The 22831-nt window shown below is 38.5% G+C and carries 29 protein-coding genes; 20 read left to right on the forward strand and 9 right to left on the reverse strand.

The genetic code is table 11. From position 1 onward, the window contains the following. Positions 1 to 320 precede the first annotated feature (320 nt). The 4 genes from AC1VU3_RS14540 to AC1VU3_RS14555 all read left to right on the forward strand — a co-directional run bounded on the left by AC1VU3_RS14540 (position 321) and on the right by AC1VU3_RS14555 (position 3440). Positions 321 to 653 carry an antibiotic biosynthesis monooxygenase family protein gene (locus AC1VU3_RS14540; RefSeq protein ID WP_480390401.1) on the forward strand — a complete coding sequence of 111 codons (333 nt, stop codon included), beginning with the start codon at positions 321 to 323 and terminating at the stop codon, positions 651 to 653. Between the two features lie 471 nt (positions 654 to 1124). Next, complete coding sequence (locus AC1VU3_RS14545; protein ID WP_480390400.1) at positions 1125 to 1961, forward strand: MerR family transcriptional regulator; 837 nt, start codon at positions 1125 to 1127, stop codon at positions 1959 to 1961. A gap of 86 nt (positions 1962 to 2047) precedes the next feature. Then, positions 2048 to 3217, forward strand: a complete 1170-nt coding sequence (gene norA, locus AC1VU3_RS14550) for a multidrug efflux MFS transporter NorA (RefSeq protein WP_480390399.1) — start codon at positions 2048 to 2050, stop codon at positions 3215 to 3217. Between the two features lie 88 nt (positions 3218 to 3305). After that, positions 3306 to 3440, forward strand: coding sequence for a hypothetical protein (locus tag AC1VU3_RS14555; protein WP_480390398.1), 135 nt, complete (start codon positions 3306 to 3308; stop codon positions 3438 to 3440). A 343-nt stretch (positions 3441 to 3783) separates the two neighbouring features. On the opposite strand, the gene AC1VU3_RS14560 is transcribed toward AC1VU3_RS14555, so the two are convergent. Both AC1VU3_RS14560 and AC1VU3_RS14565 read right to left on the reverse strand, forming a co-directional pair. Then, positions 3784 to 5037 carry an S-layer homology domain-containing protein gene (locus AC1VU3_RS14560; RefSeq protein WP_482983856.1) on the reverse strand — a complete coding sequence of 418 codons (1254 nt, stop codon included), beginning with the start codon at positions 5035 to 5037 and terminating at the stop codon, positions 3784 to 3786. Between the two features lie 101 nt (positions 5038 to 5138). Then, on the reverse strand, positions 5139 to 5450 hold the full coding sequence (locus AC1VU3_RS14565; protein WP_482983857.1) for a hypothetical protein: 312 nt from the start codon (positions 5448 to 5450) through the stop codon (positions 5139 to 5141). Between the two features lie 183 nt (positions 5451 to 5633). Between AC1VU3_RS14565 and AC1VU3_RS14570 the strand changes: the two genes are divergently transcribed. From AC1VU3_RS14570 to AC1VU3_RS14590, 5 genes are all read left to right on the forward strand, one after another. Continuing rightward, positions 5634 to 6602 carry a M23 family metallopeptidase gene (locus AC1VU3_RS14570; RefSeq protein WP_482983858.1) on the forward strand — a complete coding sequence of 323 codons (969 nt, stop codon included), beginning with the start codon at positions 5634 to 5636 and terminating at the stop codon, positions 6600 to 6602. Between the two features lie 497 nt (positions 6603 to 7099). Beyond that, on the forward strand, positions 7100 to 7477 hold the full coding sequence (locus AC1VU3_RS14575; RefSeq protein ID WP_482983859.1) for a GntR family transcriptional regulator: 378 nt from the start codon (positions 7100 to 7102) through the stop codon (positions 7475 to 7477). Next, complete coding sequence (locus AC1VU3_RS14580; RefSeq protein ID WP_482983860.1) at positions 7477 to 8346, forward strand: ABC transporter ATP-binding protein; 870 nt, start codon at positions 7477 to 7479, stop codon at positions 8344 to 8346. The genes AC1VU3_RS14575 and AC1VU3_RS14580 overlap by 1 nt, the downstream gene beginning before the upstream one ends. Then, positions 8339 to 8953: an ABC-2 transporter permease gene (locus AC1VU3_RS14585; RefSeq protein WP_482983861.1), complete on the forward strand. Its 615-nt coding sequence runs from the start codon at positions 8339 to 8341 to the stop codon at positions 8951 to 8953. The genes AC1VU3_RS14580 and AC1VU3_RS14585 overlap by 8 nt, the downstream gene beginning before the upstream one ends. A 90-nt stretch (positions 8954 to 9043) precedes the next feature. Next, positions 9044 to 9487, forward strand: coding sequence for a hypothetical protein (locus tag AC1VU3_RS14590; protein WP_482983862.1), 444 nt, complete (start codon positions 9044 to 9046; stop codon positions 9485 to 9487). Positions 9488 to 9610: 123 nt separating this feature from the next. On the opposite strand, the gene AC1VU3_RS14595 is transcribed toward AC1VU3_RS14590, so the two are convergent. Then, the gene (locus AC1VU3_RS14595; protein WP_480390391.1) at positions 9611 to 10042 is read right to left on the reverse strand and encodes an NUDIX hydrolase; all 432 of its coding nucleotides are present in this window, start codon (positions 10040 to 10042) and stop codon (positions 9611 to 9613) included. A gap of 83 nt (positions 10043 to 10125) precedes the next feature. On the opposite strand from AC1VU3_RS14595, the gene AC1VU3_RS14600 reads away from it, so the two are divergent. Together AC1VU3_RS14600 and AC1VU3_RS14605 are read left to right on the forward strand one after the other, a co-directional pair. Beyond that, complete coding sequence (locus AC1VU3_RS14600) at positions 10126 to 10557, forward strand: DUF4362 domain-containing protein (protein WP_480390390.1); 432 nt, start codon at positions 10126 to 10128, stop codon at positions 10555 to 10557. Positions 10558 to 10577: 20 nt separating this feature from the next. Continuing rightward, positions 10578 to 10847 carry a hypothetical protein gene (locus AC1VU3_RS14605; protein ID WP_480390389.1) on the forward strand — a complete coding sequence of 90 codons (270 nt, stop codon included), beginning with the start codon at positions 10578 to 10580 and terminating at the stop codon, positions 10845 to 10847. Between the two features lie 50 nt (positions 10848 to 10897). Here the strand turns inward: AC1VU3_RS14605 and AC1VU3_RS14610 are convergent, their stop codons facing one another. Then, positions 10898 to 11086 (reverse strand): DUF4083 family protein, encoded by a 189-nt coding sequence (locus AC1VU3_RS14610; protein ID WP_480390388.1) that lies wholly within the window; start codon positions 11084 to 11086, stop codon positions 10898 to 10900. 119 nt (positions 11087 to 11205) lie between these two features. Between AC1VU3_RS14610 and AC1VU3_RS14615 the strand changes: the two genes are divergently transcribed. After that, the gene (locus tag AC1VU3_RS14615) at positions 11206 to 12150 is read left to right on the forward strand and encodes a cation diffusion facilitator family transporter (protein ID WP_482983863.1); all 945 of its coding nucleotides are present in this window, start codon (positions 11206 to 11208) and stop codon (positions 12148 to 12150) included. 252 nt (positions 12151 to 12402) lie between these two features. Here the strand turns inward: AC1VU3_RS14615 and AC1VU3_RS14620 are convergent, their stop codons facing one another. Continuing rightward, entirely contained in the window at positions 12403 to 13317 is a 915-nt protein-coding gene (locus tag AC1VU3_RS14620) for a DMT family transporter (RefSeq protein ID WP_480390386.1), read from the reverse strand. Positions 13318 to 13440: 123 nt separating this feature from the next. Here AC1VU3_RS14620 and AC1VU3_RS14625 point away from each other — a divergent pair, with 123 nt between their 5' ends. The 4 genes from AC1VU3_RS14625 (at position 13441) to AC1VU3_RS14640 (ending at position 16899) form a co-directional block, all read left to right on the forward strand. Further along, positions 13441 to 13920 (forward strand): GNAT family N-acetyltransferase, encoded by a 480-nt coding sequence (locus AC1VU3_RS14625; RefSeq protein ID WP_480390385.1) that lies wholly within the window; start codon positions 13441 to 13443, stop codon positions 13918 to 13920. A 322-nt stretch (positions 13921 to 14242) separates the two neighbouring features. Continuing rightward, positions 14243 to 15601 carry a DHA2 family efflux MFS transporter permease subunit gene (locus AC1VU3_RS14630; RefSeq protein ID WP_482983893.1) on the forward strand — a complete coding sequence of 453 codons (1359 nt, stop codon included), beginning with the start codon at positions 14243 to 14245 and terminating at the stop codon, positions 15599 to 15601. A gap of 704 nt (positions 15602 to 16305) precedes the next feature. Further along, the gene (locus AC1VU3_RS14635; RefSeq protein WP_480390384.1) at positions 16306 to 16440 is read left to right on the forward strand and encodes a hypothetical protein; all 135 of its coding nucleotides are present in this window, start codon (positions 16306 to 16308) and stop codon (positions 16438 to 16440) included. 27 nt (positions 16441 to 16467) lie between these two features. Then, positions 16468 to 16899 (forward strand): DUF4279 domain-containing protein, encoded by a 432-nt coding sequence (locus AC1VU3_RS14640; protein ID WP_480390383.1) that lies wholly within the window; start codon positions 16468 to 16470, stop codon positions 16897 to 16899. A 25-nt stretch (positions 16900 to 16924) separates the two neighbouring features. Here AC1VU3_RS14640 and AC1VU3_RS14645 read toward each other — a convergent pair whose 3' ends face one another. Beyond that, a complete protein-coding gene (locus tag AC1VU3_RS14645) occupies positions 16925 to 17830 on the reverse strand; it encodes a cation diffusion facilitator family transporter (protein WP_480390382.1) in 906 nt (301 codons plus the stop codon). Positions 17831 to 18030: 200 nt separating this feature from the next. On the opposite strand from AC1VU3_RS14645, the gene aac(6') reads away from it, so the two are divergent. Beyond that, positions 18031 to 18465: an aminoglycoside 6'-N-acetyltransferase gene (gene aac(6'), locus AC1VU3_RS14650; protein WP_480390413.1), complete on the forward strand. Its 435-nt coding sequence runs from the start codon at positions 18031 to 18033 to the stop codon at positions 18463 to 18465. Positions 18466 to 18527: 62 nt separating this feature from the next. Then, the gene (locus AC1VU3_RS14655; protein ID WP_480390381.1) at positions 18528 to 18674 is read left to right on the forward strand and encodes a hypothetical protein; all 147 of its coding nucleotides are present in this window, start codon (positions 18528 to 18530) and stop codon (positions 18672 to 18674) included. A gap of 139 nt (positions 18675 to 18813) precedes the next feature. Here the strand turns inward: AC1VU3_RS14655 and AC1VU3_RS14660 are convergent, their stop codons facing one another. Beyond that, a complete protein-coding gene (locus AC1VU3_RS14660; protein WP_482983864.1) occupies positions 18814 to 19728 on the reverse strand; it encodes a 1,4-dihydroxy-2-naphthoate polyprenyltransferase in 915 nt (304 codons plus the stop codon). 197 nt (positions 19729 to 19925) lie between these two features. On the opposite strand from AC1VU3_RS14660, the gene AC1VU3_RS14665 reads away from it, so the two are divergent. After that, positions 19926 to 20324: a putative periplasmic lipoprotein gene (locus AC1VU3_RS14665; protein ID WP_480390379.1), complete on the forward strand. Its 399-nt coding sequence runs from the start codon at positions 19926 to 19928 to the stop codon at positions 20322 to 20324. A gap of 56 nt (positions 20325 to 20380) precedes the next feature. Here AC1VU3_RS14665 and AC1VU3_RS14670 read toward each other — a convergent pair whose 3' ends face one another. Beyond that, a complete protein-coding gene (locus AC1VU3_RS14670) occupies positions 20381 to 21397 on the reverse strand; it encodes a hypothetical protein (RefSeq protein WP_482983865.1) in 1017 nt (338 codons plus the stop codon). Continuing rightward, positions 21384 to 21731 carry a PadR family transcriptional regulator gene (locus tag AC1VU3_RS14675; RefSeq protein ID WP_482983866.1) on the reverse strand — a complete coding sequence of 116 codons (348 nt, stop codon included), beginning with the start codon at positions 21729 to 21731 and terminating at the stop codon, positions 21384 to 21386. Before AC1VU3_RS14675 ends, AC1VU3_RS14670 begins: the two co-directional genes overlap by 14 nt. 291 nt (positions 21732 to 22022) lie before the next feature. Between AC1VU3_RS14675 and AC1VU3_RS14680 the strand changes: the two genes are divergently transcribed. Further along, positions 22023 to 22784 carry a glucose 1-dehydrogenase gene (locus AC1VU3_RS14680; protein ID WP_482983867.1) on the forward strand — a complete coding sequence of 254 codons (762 nt, stop codon included), beginning with the start codon at positions 22023 to 22025 and terminating at the stop codon, positions 22782 to 22784. Positions 22785 to 22831 lie beyond the last annotated feature (47 nt).

The following is a 22831-nucleotide window of genomic DNA, read 5'->3' on the forward strand; positions in this document are numbered from 1 at the left end:
ATCAACTGTCCCTAAAAGCCCGATTGGTTCAACTAATGATTGGTGGGGATGAAAGAAAACCCCACCAATCAAAGTTTCACTTTATCCCGCATTAAGGGACAGTAAGACTCCCACTTCAAGATGGCAAAAGAAACGAGACAGCTAAATGGGAGATCAACTGTCCCTAAAAGCCTGATTGGTTCAACTAATGATTGGTGGGGGATGAAAGAAAACCCCCACCAATCAAAGTTTCACTTTATTTATTAAGTTTGACTTGGTGTATACGTATGTATACAATTATAAGAAGATTACTATATTAATAAGGATGGAGTGAAAGATATATGTTCGTTCAAATGCGTAAATGGGTTGTAACAGAAGGAAATGCAGATAAAATAATTGAGCGCTTTAAAAAGAAGTCTGGTGATGGTCCATCCTTACTTGAACAACGAGAAGGCTTTGTGGGTCGTGAAATTCTTGTGAAGAATGTCCGCCGTGGAGAAGAAGAGGTTATCATGATGGTGCGATGGGAGTCTGAGGAAGCATGGAAGGCTTGGGAAAAGAGCCCAGAGCATATCGCTGGCCACAAGAACAAAATTAAAGAGCACGGTGGAAAACCACCTCAACCAGAATATGTTATTTCTGTGGAAAGTGGCAAATACACAGTAGTAGAATAAGCAAGTATATAAAAGATAGAGGCCGGGATAAATAAAATGAGAAGCAGTTATGATTCTATATTACGATTAGAATTATAACTGCTTTCTTTTTTTGAACCTCAGGTTCTTCGCTACGTCGGACGCTTTCCCGGAGGCCAACAGGATGTTGGTCAGGAAAACGTTGTCACACGACGTGACGTTCTTAGTTTTCCCTCCACTAGGCAAGACAGCACCCAACGCTTACGCGTACGGCTGTGCTGTCTTGCCTACCACCCTGCTCCCGCAGGAGTCGCCGACGCTGCTCTGAACCAATAGAGTTACTTACTAAAAATAAAGTTTTGATTAACAATTCCCAAAAGGATATAGTTCATTAAGAAGGGCTAGGGTTATATCCCGACCTCTTTTCCTTTTTTATAGGGCTTCTACCTATTCGAATTTAGTACTAGTATTACAATAGTGATTTTGTATATGCTAGTGGAAGAGGTGACTAATATGTCCAACAAGTATTATTCCATAGGGGAAATGGCCAGGTTGATGAACGTTTCGATTCAAACACTACGTTATTATGATCAAATCAATTTGTTCAAACCAATATATAAGGATCCGGTAACCAATTACCGTTATTATGATGAATCTCAATTTTACTATTTGGATTTAATAAAGGCACTCAAATATGTAGGGACACCATTAGAAACGATTAAGCAAATGCAGCATTCTTCGCTGGAAGAATTGGTAGAGTTCCTATCAGAGCAAGAAAAAGCCATTGAATCTGGCATTCAACGACTTCAAGAAGTCCAATACACACTTCTAAAAACAAAAAAACAGATGGAGGAGCAGCTTGCTATATCCGTTTTTGATGAGGTTTATATAAAGGAAGAGGAGGAGGCTCGATTACTTTATATTCAAGTAGAAAATGCAACTCCAGATTTTATTCCGAACGAATATTACAGTGAGCTGATGAAAACGATAGAGAATGAAAATAGTTTGACGACAGGTAGGTATGGGAGTACATTTTCCTTTCAATCATATAACTCTATAAAAGAAATTTCTTATGAACGCATATTTACCCCCATTTTAACCAATCGCTATCTACAGCATTTGTCAGATGATATGGGAGTGTTGAAATACCAGTCAGGACGTTATGTATGTATTTCTTTTATCTTTTCGGTAGATGCTTATTTAGAACAGTTTCAGAAATTGTATACGTATATACAAGAGCAACAATTAACAGTAGAACCAGAAGTATATGAGTTTTTTATGCCAATGCATTATTCTCCACGTCATGAAAATCAGTACATAATTGAACTAAAGGTAAAAATAAAAAGCTAATTAAGTTGACCCTATAGTTACTATAGGGTTTATCTTGTTAAAGGAGATGATTCCGTAATCATCATGGAAAGAATGGAGCAAACACGATGCAAAAAATAAAAGAAAATCTTACATTATCTATATTGTTAGGAAACTTATTTATAGCCTTTTTGGGTATAGGGCTTGTGATACCTATATTGCCAACGATTATGAACGAATTAAATATAAATGGGAAGGTTGTTGGTTATTTAACGGCTTCCTTTGCGTTGGCACAGCTGATTGTTTCCCCATTTGCGGGAAAAGCGGCTGACCGGTATGGTCGGAAAATAATGATTGTGCTTGGATTGTTTATCTTTGCTTTCTCGGAGTTTTTATTTGGAATTGGAAAAACAATTGAAGTTTTATTTATCTCCCGTATATTAGGAGGTATTAGTGGGGCATTTATTATGCCTGCTGTTACTGCCTTTATTGCTGATATTACGACGCATCGTACTAGACCAAAGGCACTTGGCTATATGTCAGCAGCTATTAGTACAGGATTTATTATCGGACCAGGAATTGGTGGTTTTCTGGCAGAAATAGGAACAAGGGTACCATTTTACTCTGCGGCAGTACTTGGAACAGTAGCAGCAGTGCTGTCCATTATATTATTAAAGGAACCAACTCGTCAGATACAAGAAGAGCATATAGGTTTACCAAAAACAAAAGGAATCAGGAAAATATTTATTCCTATATTCTTGATTGCCTTTATCGTCATATTCATTTCCTCGTTTGGACTTGCTGCATTTGAATCATTCTTTAGCTTATATGTAGATCATAAGTTTGCTTTTACCCCTTCTGATATTGCTATCGCCATTACTGGAGGTGCAATCGTTGGGGCAATTGCACAGGTCCTTCTATTTGACCGATTAACGCAAAGGCTTGGAGAAATAGTATTGATTCGTTATTCTCTTCTCCTTTCGGCTATTTTAGTTTTTATGCTAACGGTTGTAAATTCATATTGGACCGTATTACTAGTAACTTTTGTTGTCTTTGTAGGATTTGATTTAATTCGTCCTGCTGCTACAAATTATTTATCTAAAATAGCTGGGAATGATCAGGGCTTTGTTGGGGGGATGAACTCGATGTTTACCTCTCTTGCAAATGTAATCGGCCCGGTTTTAGGTGGAGTATTGTTTGATGTGGATATTGACTATCCTTATTACTTTGCTGCTATTACGTTGGTTCTTTGCTTGGTGGTAGCGTTATTTTGGAAGATGCCAAAGAATTTGGCATAAGCGCTTGTTTGGGAAGCACCTGATTCTCTGCAAACCTTTATCCTTTATATGGTAATATAGAGGGGGACGGTGAAGGGAGAGAGCTTCAATGAGTGTGAACGGATTATTATTTGGAGCGGTTGGAGGAATTCTTACGTTTATTGTTGCGGGAGAAGCTACACCGCTTATAGTGACAAATGTGCTGTTAGGTTTCATTGCAGGAAAGTTAACTGATAAAAAATAGCCGGGGACAAAACAATAGAACAGCACTTGCGATTTTATATTTTTGATGAAATCGTAAGTGCTTTCTTACTTTTAAAATGTGTGGTTCTTCACAGCGTCGGATGCTTTCCGCGGGCACGGCTCGAGCCTGTAGTCTCTCCCTCGTGCGTTCCCGCAGGAGTCACCGGCGCTGTTCCGAACCATTGGTGCTAACTTCTAATAAATAAATCTTGATAAGAATCTTGTAAAAAGAATGTATAACAAATCAGAAAAAAAATGTTTTGTACCATTCTCTTTCATTTAAGAATTCAGTTCTGTCCCTGCCTCATTTTGCCTCTTGGCTGTCAGAGCAGAACAGGAGCTAGTTATTTATCTCTTAGCTCCAGCGTGCGATGTAAGAATACAGAAAAGTGCTCGCGGCTTACTGGTCTATTTGGCATGAAGTTGCCGTTATCTCCAGTAGTAATCCCGTGTGATGCAAGAATTTGGATATATTCATAGGAACCGTGAGTTGAGCCAACGTCCTTCCACTCAGGAGCATCTCCTTCTAGCTTTAAATCAAATGCTTTTACTAAAATTTTCGCTAGCTGTGCGCGAGTTAAATTTTGTGAGAGATTCATCTTGCCATTGCTACCATCCACGACTCCGGCTTCATAAAACGACTGGATTAGCAGATAATCGGTACTAAAATGCTTTACATCTTGAAAGGAAACCATCTCTCGTATTTTAGACAATGGTAATTCATCATATCGAGAAAGCATGGTGAATACCTGTCTACGTGTGATGGCCTCTGTCGGTAAAAACGTACCGTCAGTATAACCATTAATAATGCCTTTTGTGGATAGGCTCATGATTTCTTCATAATAGCGGTGGTGAGAAGGAATATCCTTATAGGTGACTTCCGTGAACATCACTTGATAATTTACTTCATCTGTCTTAGCGTGTAATGTACTTGGTTCGAACAAGTAGTTACCCGGCTGCAAGAAAACAGTAACGGTTAGTAATCCTTTTTGTTCATCGTAAGTAATACGATTGTAGACTTGTTCTTCATTCCCATCTTTGTCTATGGAGAATAATATCCCCGACATCAACTGTGGAGAGTCTGTATAAACAGTAATTTTTATCTTTTGTTCCCGCTCTAAGCTAAAGAAGTATTCATCATTGCGAGATAAAAAGCCTCTTATTTCCTGCCCCTCTAGAAGTGATGTTCCGAAAATGCTATTTTTAAAGGTTTCAGGATGCGTGATTTCCTCTGTCTGTATAGTGAATTCATAATACGGATTGTAGGACATAGTACTACGGCTGACCTTGGCATAATAATTCCCAGGTAGCAGCATTTCTATATCATTCTTAGACCATGTTTGAGAGGTCATGGTAGATAAATAGATTCTGCCCTCTTCATCAAAGACCTCTACATATAAACGACCATTGAGGTCGGGATATGAGTTAGGCATAAAAGCATCTGTGGCAAGTGTCACCTTGCTTGGCTTGTCAATTGTAAACGAATAAAAGTCCTCAGAATCAGAGGCACTTCCAATATTTTTAACCTTTTCGTTAAGCGTAAGTGGGTTTGCTTGAGCTCTTGAATCATTTGGTTCTAAATCGATAGATGATTTCAATGGTAAGATAGAGTAGATGGCATTATACGCTTCTTCATCGGGACCATCCAGACGAATATAGTATGTACCAGCTCGTAGCTGGAGCTGTTCCGTCGTTTGATTTATATTTCCATCTTTTCCGTAGTTCGCAAGGATACAATGGTGCGACCATGGGTTGAACCATTATCCTCTATAATCGATAGTAATATTTCGCCTTTGGCTGGGTCATCAAAGGTGAAGTTGACATACGAATCCTTTTCTAATTGAATGCGATAGTAGTTGTATGAATAGTCGGGTACTTTCTCCAAGCGAGTTTCCGGGGACCAAACCGGTGCCTCTTTCATAAAATTCTCAAAATATGTTGCTTGTGCACTCGTATTGCAACCTAAAAGGAGCATGAGGGCAAATGTACTTACTGCTAGCCATTTCTTCAATTGACAATCCCTCCAAATAAACACATGAATTTTATTATAACTGGGACAACTTCATTACTAAATCTATCCTTCTCCCTGTTTAATTGGGGAGAACTGCCTTTTTTGAAATAAACAGAAAAATGAACCTTTTTCGGTTGTTTGACGTATAAGAGGAAGGATATTCTAAAGGGAAGTGGTGGTTATATGAACGATGTAGGGGAATTGACACCTTACAGTTTTGGAGAATCTTTTATTCAAGAAAAGTTTGCATCTATCTACTCGCAAGCTACGCAAGAATTTCAAGCGTTGATAACCTTAGATCAATTTGAGCAAATGGCAAAGGAATTTAATAAAGGCGTAAAAGGATATAGGCTAGAAATGAGTACGACTGTGCAACATTTAACACAATTTGTTTGGCTAGATACCAAGCGTAAAAAGGGGATAGCAGTCTCTTTTGACGATCAAGATGTGATACATAGCATTTATTTGAGACCATTTGTGAGCTTTCCAAAAAGCGATAAAGCCTATACGAAGAATACTTACCAAATGCCTGTTGCAGAAGGTTGGCTTGTTTTTTGGGGAGGCACGAACGAATTTATTAACTACCATTACATCTATGAGCAGCAAAGGTACGCTTACGACTTGGTGCTACAAGAGGATTGGCAATCCTTTAAGGGGACGGGAGAGCAAAATGAAGACTACTATGCCTTTGGAAAGGATATTGTCGCTCCTCTGGAAGGAAGGGTAGTAAAGGTTCAGGATGGGGTAGAGGATAATGTTCCTGGAGTGATGAATGAGGCAATCCCTGAGGGGAACTGCGTGGTTATTGAACATAAGCATGAAGAATATTCGATGCTAGCACATATGAAGAAGGGCTCCATTTTAGTGAAAGAAGGAGATATGGTGCTGCAGGGACAAGTAATTGGGCAGTGTGGGAACTCAGGTAATTCCTCCGAGGCCCATTTACATTTCCAAGTGACAGACTCGCTCGATTTCTATTCTGGTAGATCCATTAGAATCCGTTTGAAGGGGAATGAGCCGATCCAAGGAGAGACTGTATCTCACACACGTAGTCAAAAAGAGGATGATAAATTTGATCGAATTGATACGGCATTCACCCTAGGGGATATTTTTGTTAGTATAGGTCGATTATTCGCTCAGTTTTTTAAATAAAATATGAACCACCTACTTAGCTTAAGTGGGTGGTTATTTTTGTGATTAAAATTTAATGAGAAACACTTTTGATTCTTTAATAGGATAAAACATAAGTGCTCTCTATTTTTTGAGACTGAGGTTCTCCGCTGCGTCGGGCGCTTTCCACGGGCCAACAGGATGTTGGTCAGGAAAACATTGTCACACGATGTGACGTTCCTAGTTTTCCATCCTTAAAATGAGCCATAGCCGAACGCTGTCGCGTGCCGTTGCTATGTCTCACCTGTCTCCCTACCCCTGTAGGAGTCGCCGACGCTACTACGAACCAATAGAGCTTCTTACTATACATAAACTTTCATCAATAAATTTCAAAAAGGAAATATTCCATTAAAGAATAGGTTTTGACTCTTATCCTTACTGTGCAAAAATATTTGAAAATTTACACTTGCCAAGTTTCTTGGTTTTGTGTATATTGCGTATATAGTATATATACACTAATAACAAAAAGAGGTTTTTGCATGCAAATAATTATTTCGAATAACTCAAAAGAGCCGATTTACGAGCAGATAACCAACCAGGTGAAAAAGCTAATCCTAACTGGTGAATTGCAGGAGGGAGAATCACTTCCATCCATGCGTCAGCTTGCAAAGGACTTAAATATTAGTCTCATTACCACAAAACGTGCTTATGAGGAGCTCGAAAAAAATGGTTTTATCTATTCTGTTGTTGGGAAGGGCTCCTTTGTTTCCGAACAAAACATGGAAATGATGAAGGAAAGAAAAATGAAGGTCATGGAGGAAACGCTATTACATGCCATTCACAATAGTAAAGAGCTGGGGATGAGTCTGGAAGAGCTAAAGGAATTACTGACCTTACTCTATGAGGAGGATGAATAATGGAGAATGTAATTGAATGTCAAAACGTTCGTAAAACATTTAAGGGGTTTGAACTAAAGGATTTATCTTTAACGGTAAAAAAGGGGTATGTAAACGGCTTTATTGGAGGAAATGGAGCAGGTAAATCGACGACTATTAAACTGATTATGAATCTGTTGAAGCCGGATAGTGGGTCTGTTTCTGTTTTTGGTCTGAACTACAAGGAACATGAGAAGGAGATTAAGGAACGAATCGGCTTTGTCTATGACGATAATATTTACTACGATAATCTTACCTTACAAGAAATGAAGAGAATTATAAGCATGTCCTATAGAAACTGGGATGAAAAAGTTTTTAAGCATTATGTGGAATACTTTGAGTTACCACTGAAAAAAGCAATCAAGCACTTCTCAAAGGGAATGAAAATGAAGGTATCTCTCGCTTTTGCATTATCTCATCATGCTGAACTAATCATTATGGATGAACCAACATCGGGTCTTGATCCCATTTTTCGAAGAGAGCTGTTAGATATTTTACATGAGTTAATGCAGGATGAGAATAAAACCATTTTCTTCTCCACTCATATTACGACAGACTTAGATCGCATTGCGGACTATATTACTTTCATTCATGACGGAAAGCTTATTTTTACAAAGGAGTTTTATAAAATAGAAGAAGAGTATGCGATAGTAAAGGGGACGCTTGATTTATTAGATCGGGAAGTGGAACGTGAATTTATTGCAGTTAAGAAGACCAATAGTGGATTTGAAGCATTAACCAATAATAAAAACCACGTAGCTGGCATATTTGGTGAAACGGTAGTGATCGAAAAGCCATCGCTCGAGGATATTATGTATTATACCAAACAAGGGGGACTTTCTTATGCTTAGACTCTTGTGGAAAGATATCTTAACACAAAAAAGGACTTTCCTGATCCTTATTGCTATTCTAGTTGCCTTTTTACTTCTAAACGATGGTATTTCGTTTATGTGGCTAGGAATTTGGTTCAGTATTGTCGTTGCCATGAATACGTTTAGTATAGATGAGAAAGCCAGCATTCAAACTTTACTCAACTCCTTACCTTATACAAGGAGGGAAATTGTCAGTTCGAAATATATTGGTGCTTTGGTCTTTACCGTATTCTCTGTATGCTTCATCTATGTAGGTGACTATTTAATTAATGGGAGCAAAGAGTTATTTGTATGGAAGGAAATGCTGCTGATAGTAGGAATCGTTTTACTTGCTGTTTCATTTATGTTTCCTTTTTCATTTAAATTTAAATCCCAGTATCTGTTAATCGGAGTAATGGTTTTATTTGTAGTCTATATGGTTTTTGCGAATATCTTTGCCCTTAATGATAAAATAAGGGAGTTTGTTGGACATGTCCTAGCTCTTTCCGATACACAATTATTTCTTTATGCTTCGGGTATCATTTTAGTTATCTACTTTGTATCTTGGTTGCTTTCTATACGTATTTATATGAGAAAGGCATTTTAAATCATTGGCACTCCTTTGTGGGGTGTTTTTTTATTTGTTACAAATATTGGTTATGGAACGTCTACTATTTTATAAAGGGGGTTAGCTTCGATGAGGAAGTTCCTTATAGGATTGATGATAGTCGTTTGTGTGGCGTGGATATTTATCTATGAACCATTTCGCGGAGAACCTCCTACACCAAAGGTAACTGTTGGAGAAGAGAAAATTCCTACAACGAAAGGCTCCTATTGCTGGGATGGAATCTTGATTGTTAGATGTGCAGATATGGCATTCACAGGAACAATTGATATGGCTAGAAACCATGAACCGACAACTGTATCACCAGGAGCGAACATAGAAATACAATTTTCTAGAGAGCCAATTGATGGCCTGATTGAAGTGGAGAAATGGATAGGTGAGAAAACTCACGAAGCTGTAGAACTAAAGGATGACATGATAAAAGCACCTTCCGAGGAAGGTGTCTACGTTTATCGTATAATGGCCGATTGGAAGCGAGGCGACGGGGAAGATGTGTTTTCTATTAAGGTGAAATAGTGGCTAGGAATATTCTGTAAGTAGATCATTTTCCGATTCATAAAAGCCTAAGGATGTTGCCCCTTCTGTGAAAAAATTCATTCTTGAGAACGCAGAATCATTTGAACGTCAAAACCAGCCCCGTTAGATGGAAAGGGGCTGGTTTATAGCTGCTGCTCTTTTTACATTTTCCTTCAGGTACCCAGGGAGCTCTGGGTGGGCAAGTATCTCGGAAGTGGTCATCCAGATTACATCATCGACCTCGTCTACGGCTTTTGCATACGGTTCACCCGATTGATACTGACAAAGGAATACGATATCAATTACATGGATACCAGAATCAGTTATAAAGGAGGAGCTGTTCACATATTGTAGCTCTGCTACCTCTATTCCAACTTCTTCAAAAATTTCTCTATGTAATGTTCTTTCTAGAATATCAGAAGAGAACCCTTCAAGCTCACATTTTCCTCCTACCAGGGATAGTCCGCCACCAGCGTGCTCTTCCTTTTCGCTCCTGCGAATCAATAGCCACTTGCCTGTCTTATAAATAGCACCTTCTACATTTACCACAAACATACGAATCACCCTATCTAAATTTTATCTCTCTATTATATAATAAAAATATGAAAAATTAGAAAATATTAGTCGGGAGGTATGGTGTGAAAGGGAAAAAATGTGCATTACTTTTTATTGGGCTGGTACTCTCCGGCTGCGGTAAATCGGTCGCTGTCTCGCATAGTCATGCCACAGCATTTACTGAAAATGAAGAAGATATAGTTGATAAGCACGGTGAAGTAGCCAACTTTGAAAGAATGGAAGAATTTTTATCAAATATCGAATGGCAATCGGAGGATCATATTCGAATTGTACACTATACAGTAGAGGGAGACCCTATTATACAAGAGGTAGATTTTAATGGGGAAATATATACTTATGTATATGACAATACACATGACAATTTTGGCTCTCCAAATGTGACGACAAGCACCTGTACAGAGCTAGAAACAAAAGAAGAATCGGGAGTGACTAATTATGTGCTGCTTGGATGTGATTTAGAATATGATCCATTGCTATTAAATATCCCAGATTAAAATGGAAGGTGATTTACATGATGAATAAAGCAATAAATGGTGGACTTCACTGGAAGCTACGAATACCGCTGATCTTATTTATTTTTGGCGTTACCGCTGGGCTTTATCAGTCTTTTCCAGGCTTATTTTTGTTTGAGAATAGTTTCTTCATAAGCGTCCAATATATTGGGGTCAATGCTTTACTTATTTGGTTCCTTGAGGTGACAGAGATAAACGAAAAGCGCGTACACTTTTCTATCGGGCTTCTATTCATTCTCGCAGCGTTTTTCATCGATTTTCTGCTTGTTTAAACATGTACAAAAGCCTCCTTCAAACAAAGGAAGCTTTTTTTATGGAAAGCCTAGTCACGCAAGCTCTTTTCCTCTAACAATTCAATAATCCTATCTAATTTTTTCTCCAAATTCGCCTCGCTAATGCTTTCAGCTCGACGATAGCTTGTATTGATTAATATTTTTCGAATAAATAAAGTGAAGGACACCACTGTTAATAAACCCACTATAAATATAACTAGAAAAAATACTTCGGCCATTTAACTACTCCTCCTCATATTATATAAATTTTACTATTTATTAATAATGGTTCCAACATGTTTCCTTTCTGCTTTATTAGTCAATCTATATAGAGAGAGGTTTTAGAAGGAGAGATAACATGGCTCATAGTCACGACCATACCCATGGTTCCAATAAAAGAGTGTTACTTGTTTCCTTTACTATTATCACGTCGTTTATGCTCGTAGAGGCAATCGGAGGGTTTCTTACAAATGGCCTGGCACTTCTTTCAGATGCAGGGCATATGCTTAGTGATTCCATTTCTTTATTGATTGCGCTGCTTGCGTTTAAGCTTGGTGAGAGGTCAGCAAGTGCTAGTAAGACCTATGGCTATAGAAGGTTCGAAATACTGGCAGCTGCTTTGAATGGTATCACCCTTCTTGCAATTGCCGTTTTTATTTTTTACGAAGCAATCAAGCGCTTTGCCAATCCTCCTGAGGTCGCTACTACAGGAATGCTAATCATTAGTATTGTCGGCTTACTAGTGAACGTGTTGGTGGCTTGGATTATGATGAGGGGCGGAGATACGGAAGATAATCTAAACATGAGAGGTGCCTTTCTTCATGTATTAAGCGACATGCTTGGTTCGGTAGGAGCGATAACGGCTGCACTACTCATTATTTTCTTTGGCTGGGGCTGGGCGGATCCGTTAGCTAGCGTAGTAGTGGCGGTGCTTGTTTTAAGAAGTGGCTTTAACGTGACAAAGGATTCATTACATGTACTCATGGAAGGTACTCCCAGTAATATAAATCTAAAGGAGATTGTACACGCAATAGAAGGAGCGGAAGGAGTTATTTCCGTTCATGACTTACACGTTTGGACTATCACGAGTGGATTGAATGCACTATCTTGTCATGCCGTAGTAAGCGGAAGGATGACCATTGAAGAAGGCGAGCGAATCCTCCAGGGGATAGAACATACTTTAGCCCATAAAGGCATTCATCATATGACGATTCAGCTTGAAACCGAGAGCCATCCGCATGAGAATTCTTTGCTTTGTAAGCAGAAAAATGAAGTATCACATCATCATGAAAGGCATTCCTAAATGGGGATGCCCTTTTCTTGGTAAACGATTTTTACGACATTATCGCTCAAGTTTACGACATAGCTAGTGATTTTTACGACATTTGCTCTTCTTTTTACAACATCTTCAGAGTGGCAAAGCGTTATTACGACATTTACGCTTAAAATTACGACATAACGGTTAATTTTTACGACATCTAATCTGGTTTTTACGACATTCTCCCAAAGTATAATTAGTCAACTGCACTCCTAAATAGAACTTTAACTGATTCAACTAATTCTGATTGCGTTTCCTTCTTCTTAAAAGTAATTCTTCTATTGCTCCCGTTCCAAATAACACCCCGATGATGATGGCTATACACCCCAAAATCTGAAACAATGTAATTTGTTCTTTTAATATTAGTGTAGTGCCTATTATTCCGAAAATGGTATTAAAGTTCCCAAATATAGCTGTTTCTGCAGCTCCGATTTGAGAAATAGCGAAATTATAAATCATGTGACCGATGGCGGTTGCTAATAATGCAGAACCAAACAGTAGGGCATACATCTCAAACGGTGCATCTAAAAATTCAAGGAAATTCATTGGCTCTATCACTAACCCCATGAACAACAAGACAAAGGAGCCAAATAAAAGCATATAGCCTGTTAACAGCATGCTGTCAAAGTTTTGGGAAACCTTACGAATCACTAGAAAGCTTAAGGCTTGTGTCGTAATAGAAATGAAGACCATGAGATCACCAGAAGAAAATGAGGTGTTGACGTTCCCACCATTCATTACAGCCATTGTAACGCCAAAGGTCCCTAATAGAAACCCAAAGAACGAGAGTGGATTAAACCGGTTGAACCCAAAGACTAAAGCCAAAATAGCAGTAATAAGTGGACTAAAGCCTAGAATTACACCACCATTAATAGCACTCGTTTTCGATAGGCCGATGGATAATAACCAGTGATGGAGCACTACTCCCAGGAGACTTGCCAATCCAATCCATTTCCACTCTGACCCTTTAGGAAGTCTTAAACGATGAAAAAAGCCTAAAATGATGAGCACGCTAATACCGGCCAAGAAAATTCGAATACCTGTCATAGGAAGGGGGCTGAAATAAGTAACGAGCAATTTTAAGGCCACTAAGTTTAGCCCCCAAAACATCATAACCATTAGCAGCAAACTATAAATCCTAATTTTAGTCATACGATACCTCTTTTTTAGGTTGTTGTATTGCAAAGGCTTCGGTTAATTCGTAGAATATTCATTATATAAAAAGTACTCTAAAATTATAGTGTATACAAGAAAAAGAGATTGAGAGGATATTTTATGGTAGAGAGTATTGTGTTAAGACCTATTAAGATAGATGACTTTACAAAAGTGCTAAAGTGGAGCATGAATGAAGAATTTTGTTTGTTAAATGAATGGGAGTTAAATCGGGAAGAGAGAGAGCTTTACGAATGGTGGAAAAAATGCTGCGATATACAACATTCATCCTCCTTCCGTCGAATGGGGATAGAGGTTGCGGGACGACTGATTGGATATGCAGATATAGCGGAGATAAAAGGTAACACTGCAGAGGTCGGTATTGCAATAGGGGATAGCACGCTTTGGGGGAAGGGCATCGGTACAAGAGTACTAAAAAAGCTAATGCAATACGGAAAAGAGGCATTAGCGATCGAGGAATTTTACGCAGAAACCAAAACATCTAATCTTCGATCTAGAAAGATGTTAGAGAAGTTAGGGTTTTCTCAAACCGATATTAAGGAAGATATTTATTATTTTAAAATAATTTATACCGATGAGTAATTACTGATGAATACTTCTTATTTATAAAGAAGCATTTTTTTATTTTATCAATATAAAACAAATAAACAGGTATCAAAAGAATGTGTCCAAATTGTGAAGTAAGGAAAATGAGTAGTAAAATAATGCTTACATCCGTAAAAGTTATTTTGATATACTAAACAAACCGATTGGTATGTGGGGGTGTACTACGGAAACGGATACTACGTTAGTAAATATAAATAGTAACGAGTCTTCTTCCCATCTATGGATGATGAAAGAAAATGATAATAAGCATTAAGGGAGTTTTAAATAAGTGAATAAAACAATTAAGACAGGACCTATAATGGCTGCTCTTCTAGTTGCAGGCTTTGTAGGTTTATTTAGTGAAACGGCTTTAAATATTGCGTTAGCAGAACTAAGCAATATTTTTAGTGTCGATCCAACAACGGTTCAATGGCTTGCAACAGGTTATTTCTTAACACTCGGCATTTTAGTGCCTGTTACAGGAATATTGATGCAAAAGTTTACAACGCGCCAAATGTTTATGGCGTCTTTATTTTTCTCTATTATCGGAACAGTTTTAGCAGCTGTAGCACCATCGTTCGCAATACTCTTGACTGCTCGAGTAATTCAAGCGGCAGGTTTAGCAATTATCCTTCCATTAACGCAAAATGTTATCTTCACAATCTTCCCCCCAAACAAACGTGGGGGAGCTATGGGTATAATGGGGTTGGTTATCCTAGCAGGGCCAGCATTTGGGCCAACTTTAGCGGGGATGATTCTAGATACACTATCATGGCATTGGATTTTCTGGGTAACCATTCCGTTCCTACTATTCTCTCTAATATTCGGATATATTTACATACCGAATGTAAATGAAATACGTAACGTATCAATAGATGTCTTTTCTGTTATCTTGTCTACTATTGGCTTTGGTGGCGTCGTGTACGGAGTAAGTGTAGGCGGAGAATTCGGTTGGACAAGCGGCACTGTGCTTGGCTGTATTATTGTAGGTATTCTCGCGTTAATTTTGTTTGCATTCCGTCAAACAAAGATGGAAAATCCTATGTTAAATTTAAAAGCATTCAAGTACCCGTTATTCGTGCTTGGTTTGGTCATGAATATGATCACCTTCTTGAACATGTTATCTATGCTTGTTGTGTTACCGATGTATATGCAGATGGCACTTATCGTATCAGCGTTTGTGACAGGGCTAATCATGCTGCCAGGTAGCTTGTTGAACTGTATATTTGCGCCTATTATCGGAAAAATGTTCGATAAGTACGGACCGCGGGCAGTGATAACTCCTGGAACAATCCTAGTTGTAATCGGTTATGCCTTGTATGCAATGTATGGCACTGATACAGCTCTATGGATCATGGTTGTTACTCATATCATTATGATGCTTGGTATAGGGATGGTTTTAGCATCTGTCCAAACAAATACATTGAATGCACTTCCAAGACAACTCTATCCCGATGGTATTGCGATTACACAAACGTCTCAACAGGTATCTGGAGCGATTGGTATCGCGGTGATGATTTCCATCTTCTCTGCTAAACAAAATAGTTATCTCAATGATGTGGCAAATGATCTTCCTGCTTCAGCAGCGAGTGGATCATCTCTCGTATTCACAATAAGCTTGGTTTTAGCTGTCATCAATGTGATTTTATCTTTATTTATGAAAAAGCCTCAACAATAAGCAAGAGACGATTGTCATTTGGCAATCGTCTTTTTTTGATGGAGAGAAAATAAAATATAATTGGATATTTATGTTAAAATAAATGGTAGATAAAGTGGATTGTTTTTTTCGAAGAAGCTCGGTAAAAAGCAATTCGCACAAAATTATGCACTTGACTAGTCATCGCTCGAAACTGTGGTGTTATCGATCGGAAATGAGGTGTTATCTATCGATAAAGTGTGTGTATTAATCGATAATCTCTATCTATCAATCGATAAATACTTTCAAGAAAGCAATCGAGCGAAACGAGGGAGTCATCGATCGGAACCGAGGTGTCATCGATCGATAAAGCGAGTGAATCAATTGATAATCCATGTCTATCAATCGATAAAGTTTTTATGAGCAAGGTATCGCTCGAACCAGCGGTGTTATTGCTCGGTAAATTCTATCAAGATGGATAAGGAGCTAGCTATGTTAAATGTTATAGAAATTTTGATTGGGATCACGGTTGTGACATTGGTATCCTATTCATTGATAAATACAAAATACTCCCAGTCATAAATATAGAAATAGCGGAGTTTTTTTCGTTATTTGGTTATTTGGTTATTCGTTTATAAAAGATAATCCTAAAAATAAAGGTACAGATGTATCCTTGCTGTTTACAACTGGCTCTATATTTATAACGACGATTGCTAAAATTTTTTTAATGAATGGAGGTGATAAGAGTGGAATTTATCGCTGGCGCTGCAATTTTAATAGTATTGGTAATTAGCACTAACACTATAGAAAAATCTTTAAAGAAAATGGAAAGGCAGAATGAAGAAATAATAAAAATTTTAGAGGATATTAAAAATAAGTAAAATTTCTTTTGGGGTAAGGGGGATTTAATGAACACAAGAGTGATGGCATATTTACATATTGCAAGCTTCAATGATTTTCCGGTTCATAAGGTCACAGAGCTACTTGGTATACAACCAACTGAGACAAGAATTAAAGGGCAATTAGGTAATAACCAGTTCCCGCACCGTTATACAAGCTGGAAATATAGCTCTGGCTATCAGGAAACTTTAGAGGTCGATAAGGTTCTTATGGAAGTGCTAGAACCCTTTGAAAATAAAGTACAAGAAATCCTTGCAGTAAAAGAAAAATATCAAGTGGATACAGTTATTCAATTGGTTATAGAAATATATAATGGTCGAACTCCTGGTTTAGTAATTGATCCAAGAGTGAGTAAATTTGGTGGAGATATTGATTTATATGCTTTTCCGTACGTAGAGCCTGACGAGCCTGAAATAATCGAAGGATATTTTGAAAAGTAAAAGCAGCCTCTTGGAAGGCTGCTTGTCAAAAGTGGAAATCGTCTTCTGTGATAATGATATCTTTGGGGTCGTATGGCTCGATATGAACAAACGCGATAGCATGGTTGTTCATTTTCTGGACATTTTGTTCGATCATTTCAGCGATATCATGCGAGCGGCGAACACTTAGGTTAGGGTTTACAGCAATCGTAATATCGATGAGCATTAAGCTGCCATGCTGTCTCCCTTTAATTTCGCGAATTTCACGAACTTGGGGGATTGTTTTTATTTCTTTATTGACCTTGTTTAATACCTCTATATCAAATCCGTCGGTCAATAAATAGACAGCTTCCTTAAAGATTTCAATAGCTGTTTTTATAATAAGAATCCCAATAACAAATGCTGTAATTGTATCGATTATGGGGAAACCAAAGATAGACGCTGTAATTCCGATTGCAGTTCCTATACTGACAAGTGCATCGGAGCGGTTGTCATAAGCAGCAGCCTTAACAGCTGTACTTTTAATCTCTTCAGCAAGCTTTAAGTTATACTTATAAACTGCAAACATTACAATTGCACTAAATAATGCAATAAAGATGGTTAGCACGCTAGGATCCTCAGTTGTTCTGTTAAACAAGTTTTTCCCTGCTGAAATCAATACTTCTATCCCCACATAAATCATGACAAAGGAAGCGATGAGAGAGGCAATGGTTTCTGCTCGGAGATGTCCATACTGATGGTTATGATCGGGAGGACGTTGAGATATACGTAATCCAATCAACACAGCAACAGATGCGATGATATCGGTGGTGTTGTTCAAGCCATCTGCTAATAGGGCTTGGGAACCGCCAAAGTAACCAACTGTTAGTTTTAAGGCACTCAGAAAAATATAAGCTCCAATAGATAGGTAGGCTCCTTTTTCCCCGGCTCGTAAGTTTGTATATAGCTCCAAAATGTTTCCTCCTACCAAAAGTCCTCTAAACATGAAAGAGGCTACACTACCTGGAAGTAGTGTAACCTCTTTATATTCAATTTAAGCGTCTGTTAAGTATAGCATAAATTTAATTTAAAGAGGAATGAGATTCTATTTAAATTAACTATTCAGTAAATAGTAGTATAATTTTGTAAAGGAAAAGAAAAGGGGTGACGACCATACTAAAGCAAGCGAGTCGTTCAGAAGCTGTGGATGCAGCATCACTAGCATTACTGCTATGGCCAAGCCATACGCTAGAAGAATTTAAAGAAGAGATGGAGCAATTAATAGATTCAACTGGATCGGCCGTTTTTCTAGTATATGCTGGTGAGGAGGCAATTGGCTTTGCACAATGTCAATTACGACGGGATTATGTAGAAGGAACGGATACAAGCCCGGTTGGTTATTTAGAAGGACTGTATGTAAAGGAGAGCTACCGCAAGCAAGGCTATGCAAAGTTATTGATAGCGCATGCTGAACAATGGGCTAGAAATAAGGGATGTCAGGAATTCGCAAGTGATTGTGAGCTAGCTAATGAAGAAAGCTTAGCAATGCACCTTCGCTTAGGCTTTACCGAGGCAAATCGAATCATCTGCTTTACCAAAAAGCTCTAGTGGAGAGTTAATGGAAGTAGCATGGCAGATTGATTTTTTGGTTTTGAAGTGGGAGAACCGAGATGGAAAAGTTCATTAATCAACATTTAGCTTTAGAAGTAAACGCTAATTGGTTCGGAACAGCATCGGTGACTCCTGCGGGAACAGCGCGAGGGAGAGTTAAGGAAGGAAAACTAAAAGCGTCATATCATGTGACAACGTTTTCCTGACCAACATCCTGTTGGCCCGCGGAAAGCGTCCGACGCAGCGGAGAATCCTGAGGTTTAAAAAAAGAAAGCACCTATGATTCATTATCATAAGTGCTTCTCATTCAATTTGTGTCCCACTCGCTTTTCTTCACCGTTAGTATTAAAAGAAATAGCTAATAAGCAAGCCGATGGATAAGAAGAATCCAAAGAAGGTGTTTGTGAGTGCTGTGCTTTTCATTGCTAACCCTGTTACAGGGGGATTGTTTTCCCCTTTTTGAAAGTTTTTGATAGCAGCTACTGGCTTAGGAAGGCTCAGTAGAACTACAAGAGACCAAAATGGAATCTGTCCAAGCATAACGAGGATCACAATCCAGGCATAGGCAAAGATAAATGCCCCGGCTAGTCCGAGGATCGCATTTTTACGTCCAAGAAGAATCGGCAGGGTTTTACGCCCTCCTTTAATGTCCTCCTCGATATCTCGAATATTATTAGACATATTGATTGCCCCCACTAAAACAGTCATTGGAACTGCAAGTAAGATACTAGAAGGACTGATTTCTCCAGTCTGAATGAAGTAAGCAATTAGAACAAAAGCAGCTCCCATTGCAACTCCAGAGAACAGCTCTCCAAATGGAGTATAGGCAATTGGTAGAGGACCTCCTGTATATAGAAACCCGATTGCCATCCCTATAAAACCTACTAATATAAGCCACCAGCTAGTAGATGCACAGATATAAAGACCGATGATAGCTGCTACTACATAGAGCAGGAGAGCAACTGTTAGAAAGTTTTTAGGCTTTAAGCCATGACGAACAATTCCTCCCCCAATCCCTACGGACTCTACTGTATCTAAACCACGCTTGAAATCGTAGTATTCATTAAATAGATTTGTCGCAATTTGTAAGCAAAGACATGCTAAAAGCATTGCGATAAACATTACCCAATTAAGCTCCACATCAAATAATGCGATGACAGTCCCTAAAATAACCGGTACAAACGTTGCCGTTAATGTATGGGGACGAGTCATTTTCCACATCAGCTGTGCAGAAGTTAGTTCTTCTTTTTCCCGTACCATCTTTCATTTCCTCTCTATATAATGCTTTTTTTTGACTTAAATTCTCTACCAAACAAGTATAATTCTATCGGCATAGTAAAACAACTCCTCGCTTGGCCGATTGTCTCAAGATTAAGAGAATAGGGAAGTATTCATTAATTCTCCTTTGAACCTCTTTCTCTCTTATTCGTCTATTATTTGGAGAGAGGTGGGTTGAAATGAAAAAACTATTAGCCCTATTACTTATCACCTTTGTCCTTGTCGCTTGTAATAAGGAAGACTCTTCAGCGAAGCTTGAAATTATCAACGATTCTTCTGTTCCTCTTCAATCGATCATCCTTCATTATTATGAAGATGGACGACCGCTATCTACAGGAGGGGCTATGAATGCTGACCAATCCTTAATGGAAAAAGGAGATTCCTTTGTATTTGAGATCCTTCCTGACAGTGACCCGACTGACAAGCAAATTACTGTAGAGGTCATGGCTGAAAGAAAAGGGGAAGCTAGCATTTCGCTAGGGACTATTGATATTTCTGGTTATGAAAAAGGGGAGCGAATTACTTATAGGATTGTAGGGGATTCTTTCCAAAATTTAGAGGTTACGAAAGATAAATAGCAAACAGGCGGCTGAAATTGTATCTTCAGCCGCCCTTTTCTGTATAGAATGCAATCTTATCTTTTATTCCCAACAGGAATTTTCGCCTTTCGATAGCTATCCCATACTTCAACTGCGTAAGTCACAATAGTAGAGATAATGATAATCGCCCAGATAACGTTAAGCGAGGTAGAGATAGATTGGGATGAGAGTTCCATTACATCTGCAAGGTATGGGACAAGCTCGCTATTCAATAGATCTGGAGTGCCGGCAATAAAGAGTAGTACAACCGTGCTAATTAGATGAATTGCTGTATTCATCCAGAAAAGGGTCATGGTCCACTTTCCAACTCTCCATTTGTAGATAAGGAAAGCAAGCTCTATCAAGATAATAAAAGTAATAGCCGGCAAATAGGATAGGAGAGTTTCCTGGTTAAATATTGGCTGGGCAAACGTGAGACCTTGACCTTCTACTGAATGATAAATTCCAATGATTTTGTCTGCATAAAAGTAAGCTAGAGTAAAAATGGCTAACCAAGCTATGGTGAAGAAAATCTCAAATTTCGTTATCATTTTCTTTGGTGGAATGATGACGATGTCTTTTAAACTTTCAGGGCTCCAAGTAGTACCGATGGCTGTTAAGTTCTCCTTATCATGCGCTGTTCGATCAATGACGAAGAATACTGCAGTTATCCAAAAGAAAGTGTGGATTAAGGCTAGGATGATATCCACTACTGTATCGCCTAATGCAGAGAGGATGCTCATCAGCACGTCGCTTCCTTGGAAGGCAAATACTGCTTCGATAATATTGATAATGGTAACAACCATGATTACAATAGGATTTACTATTTTTAGAATGTGGATATAGGGATCATATACATGAGGACCAATTAAATACATTGGCTTGCCACGGTAGCTTGCTGCTAATGTGGCAGGGTTACCTAGCTTTCCTAGTGCTCCTTTTATTTCTTCCTCTGATGGATTCTCCGAAAGCATATCTTCAATTGATGATCTAAGCTCCAAACCAATATCTTCTCGATTTTTTTGTGGTAGCCGCCTGGTTACCTCATACACGTAAGTATCAACTAGGTTCATCGTGTTCCTCTCCTTTTAGTAACGACTTTAACTCAAGTGTCATTTTGCTCCATTCCTCTTTTAGTTGCTCAAAGACTTCTTTGCCATTTTCGCTTAATACATAATATTTTCTAGGTCTGCTCTCTGTTATATCCCAGCTGCTCGTCACGAGTTCTTGTTTTTCTAGCCGCCTCAAAAGTGGGTATAAGGTGCTTTGTTCCATTACTACTCCTGCTTCCTCGAGTCTTTGTACTAATGAGTATCCATACTGCGGGGTATCCAGTTGGCTTAAAACAGCTAGTGTCAGCGTTCCTCTACGTAGCTCGGTCTTATATGATTCGAGCGAAGATGTCATTTGGTCATCACCTCTTTTTTCTATGCTGTATATCATACACTATTTGTATTAGGATGATACCATGTTTGTCACAATAATGGGATTTTTTATAAAAATATAAATTTAATTAGGAAAACCAAAAATAATCCGTAAAAGAAAGAGGATTTTATGCTCTCACTTTTACGATTTTTAGCGTAAGAATATTTCGTTAAATGTTCATTTGTTATATTCAATATAAATTTTTAGAATAAAAGAGAGGAAAGCGTCAAACAAGATATAACCTTGGAATGTCTCAATAGGAGGGAATAGAAAATGGGTAGATTACAAGATAAAGTGGCAATCATTACAGGAAGTGGAGCAGGTATCGGAAAAGCTATTGCTACTGCATATGCGGAAGAAGGAGCGAAAGTTGTTATTGCCGACTTCAATGAGGAGGCTTTAAAGTCAACGGTAGATGAATTAAAGACCGCTGGACATACAGCTTTAGGAATTAAGGTGAATGTTTCAAATGAAGTAGATGTTCAACATATGGTTTCTGCTGCTATTTCGGAGTTTGGTCGTGTAGATATACTGGTCAACAATGCCGGTGTAGGTGATAACATGCAGGCTGCCGCTAATGTACAAGATGAAGTGTGGAATCGCGTGATGAATATTAATGTTACTGGTGTTATGCGTTGTATTCGTGCGATCTTACCTCACTTTGAACAAAATGGAGCAGGAACTATTGTAAATATGGCATCTCTTGCAGGGGTAATGGGTGGCCGTGGCGGTCTGACTTATACGGCTGCAAAGCATGCTGTAGTGGGAATGACGAAAAATGTTGCTTCTCATTATGGCCCGCTTGGTATTCGCTCTAATGCAATAGCTCCAGGTCAAATACAAACTGGCTTTACTGCTTCTATGGATAATATCGATCAATTTGGTATGCAACAGGCGATCCGTGGTGTATCTCTCATGCCGAGAGCGGGACAAGTATCCGATGTGTCTAATATAGCGGTTTTCCTAGCATCCGAGGAATCTAGCTTAATCAACGGTATCGTGGTAACGGCGGATGCAGGCTGGAGCGCATACTAAATCTTTACGGAAATAGATTACATAATAGATGGAAACGTTCCTTGATA

This window comes from Psychrobacillus sp. Z16_25, from assembly GCF_056856695.1.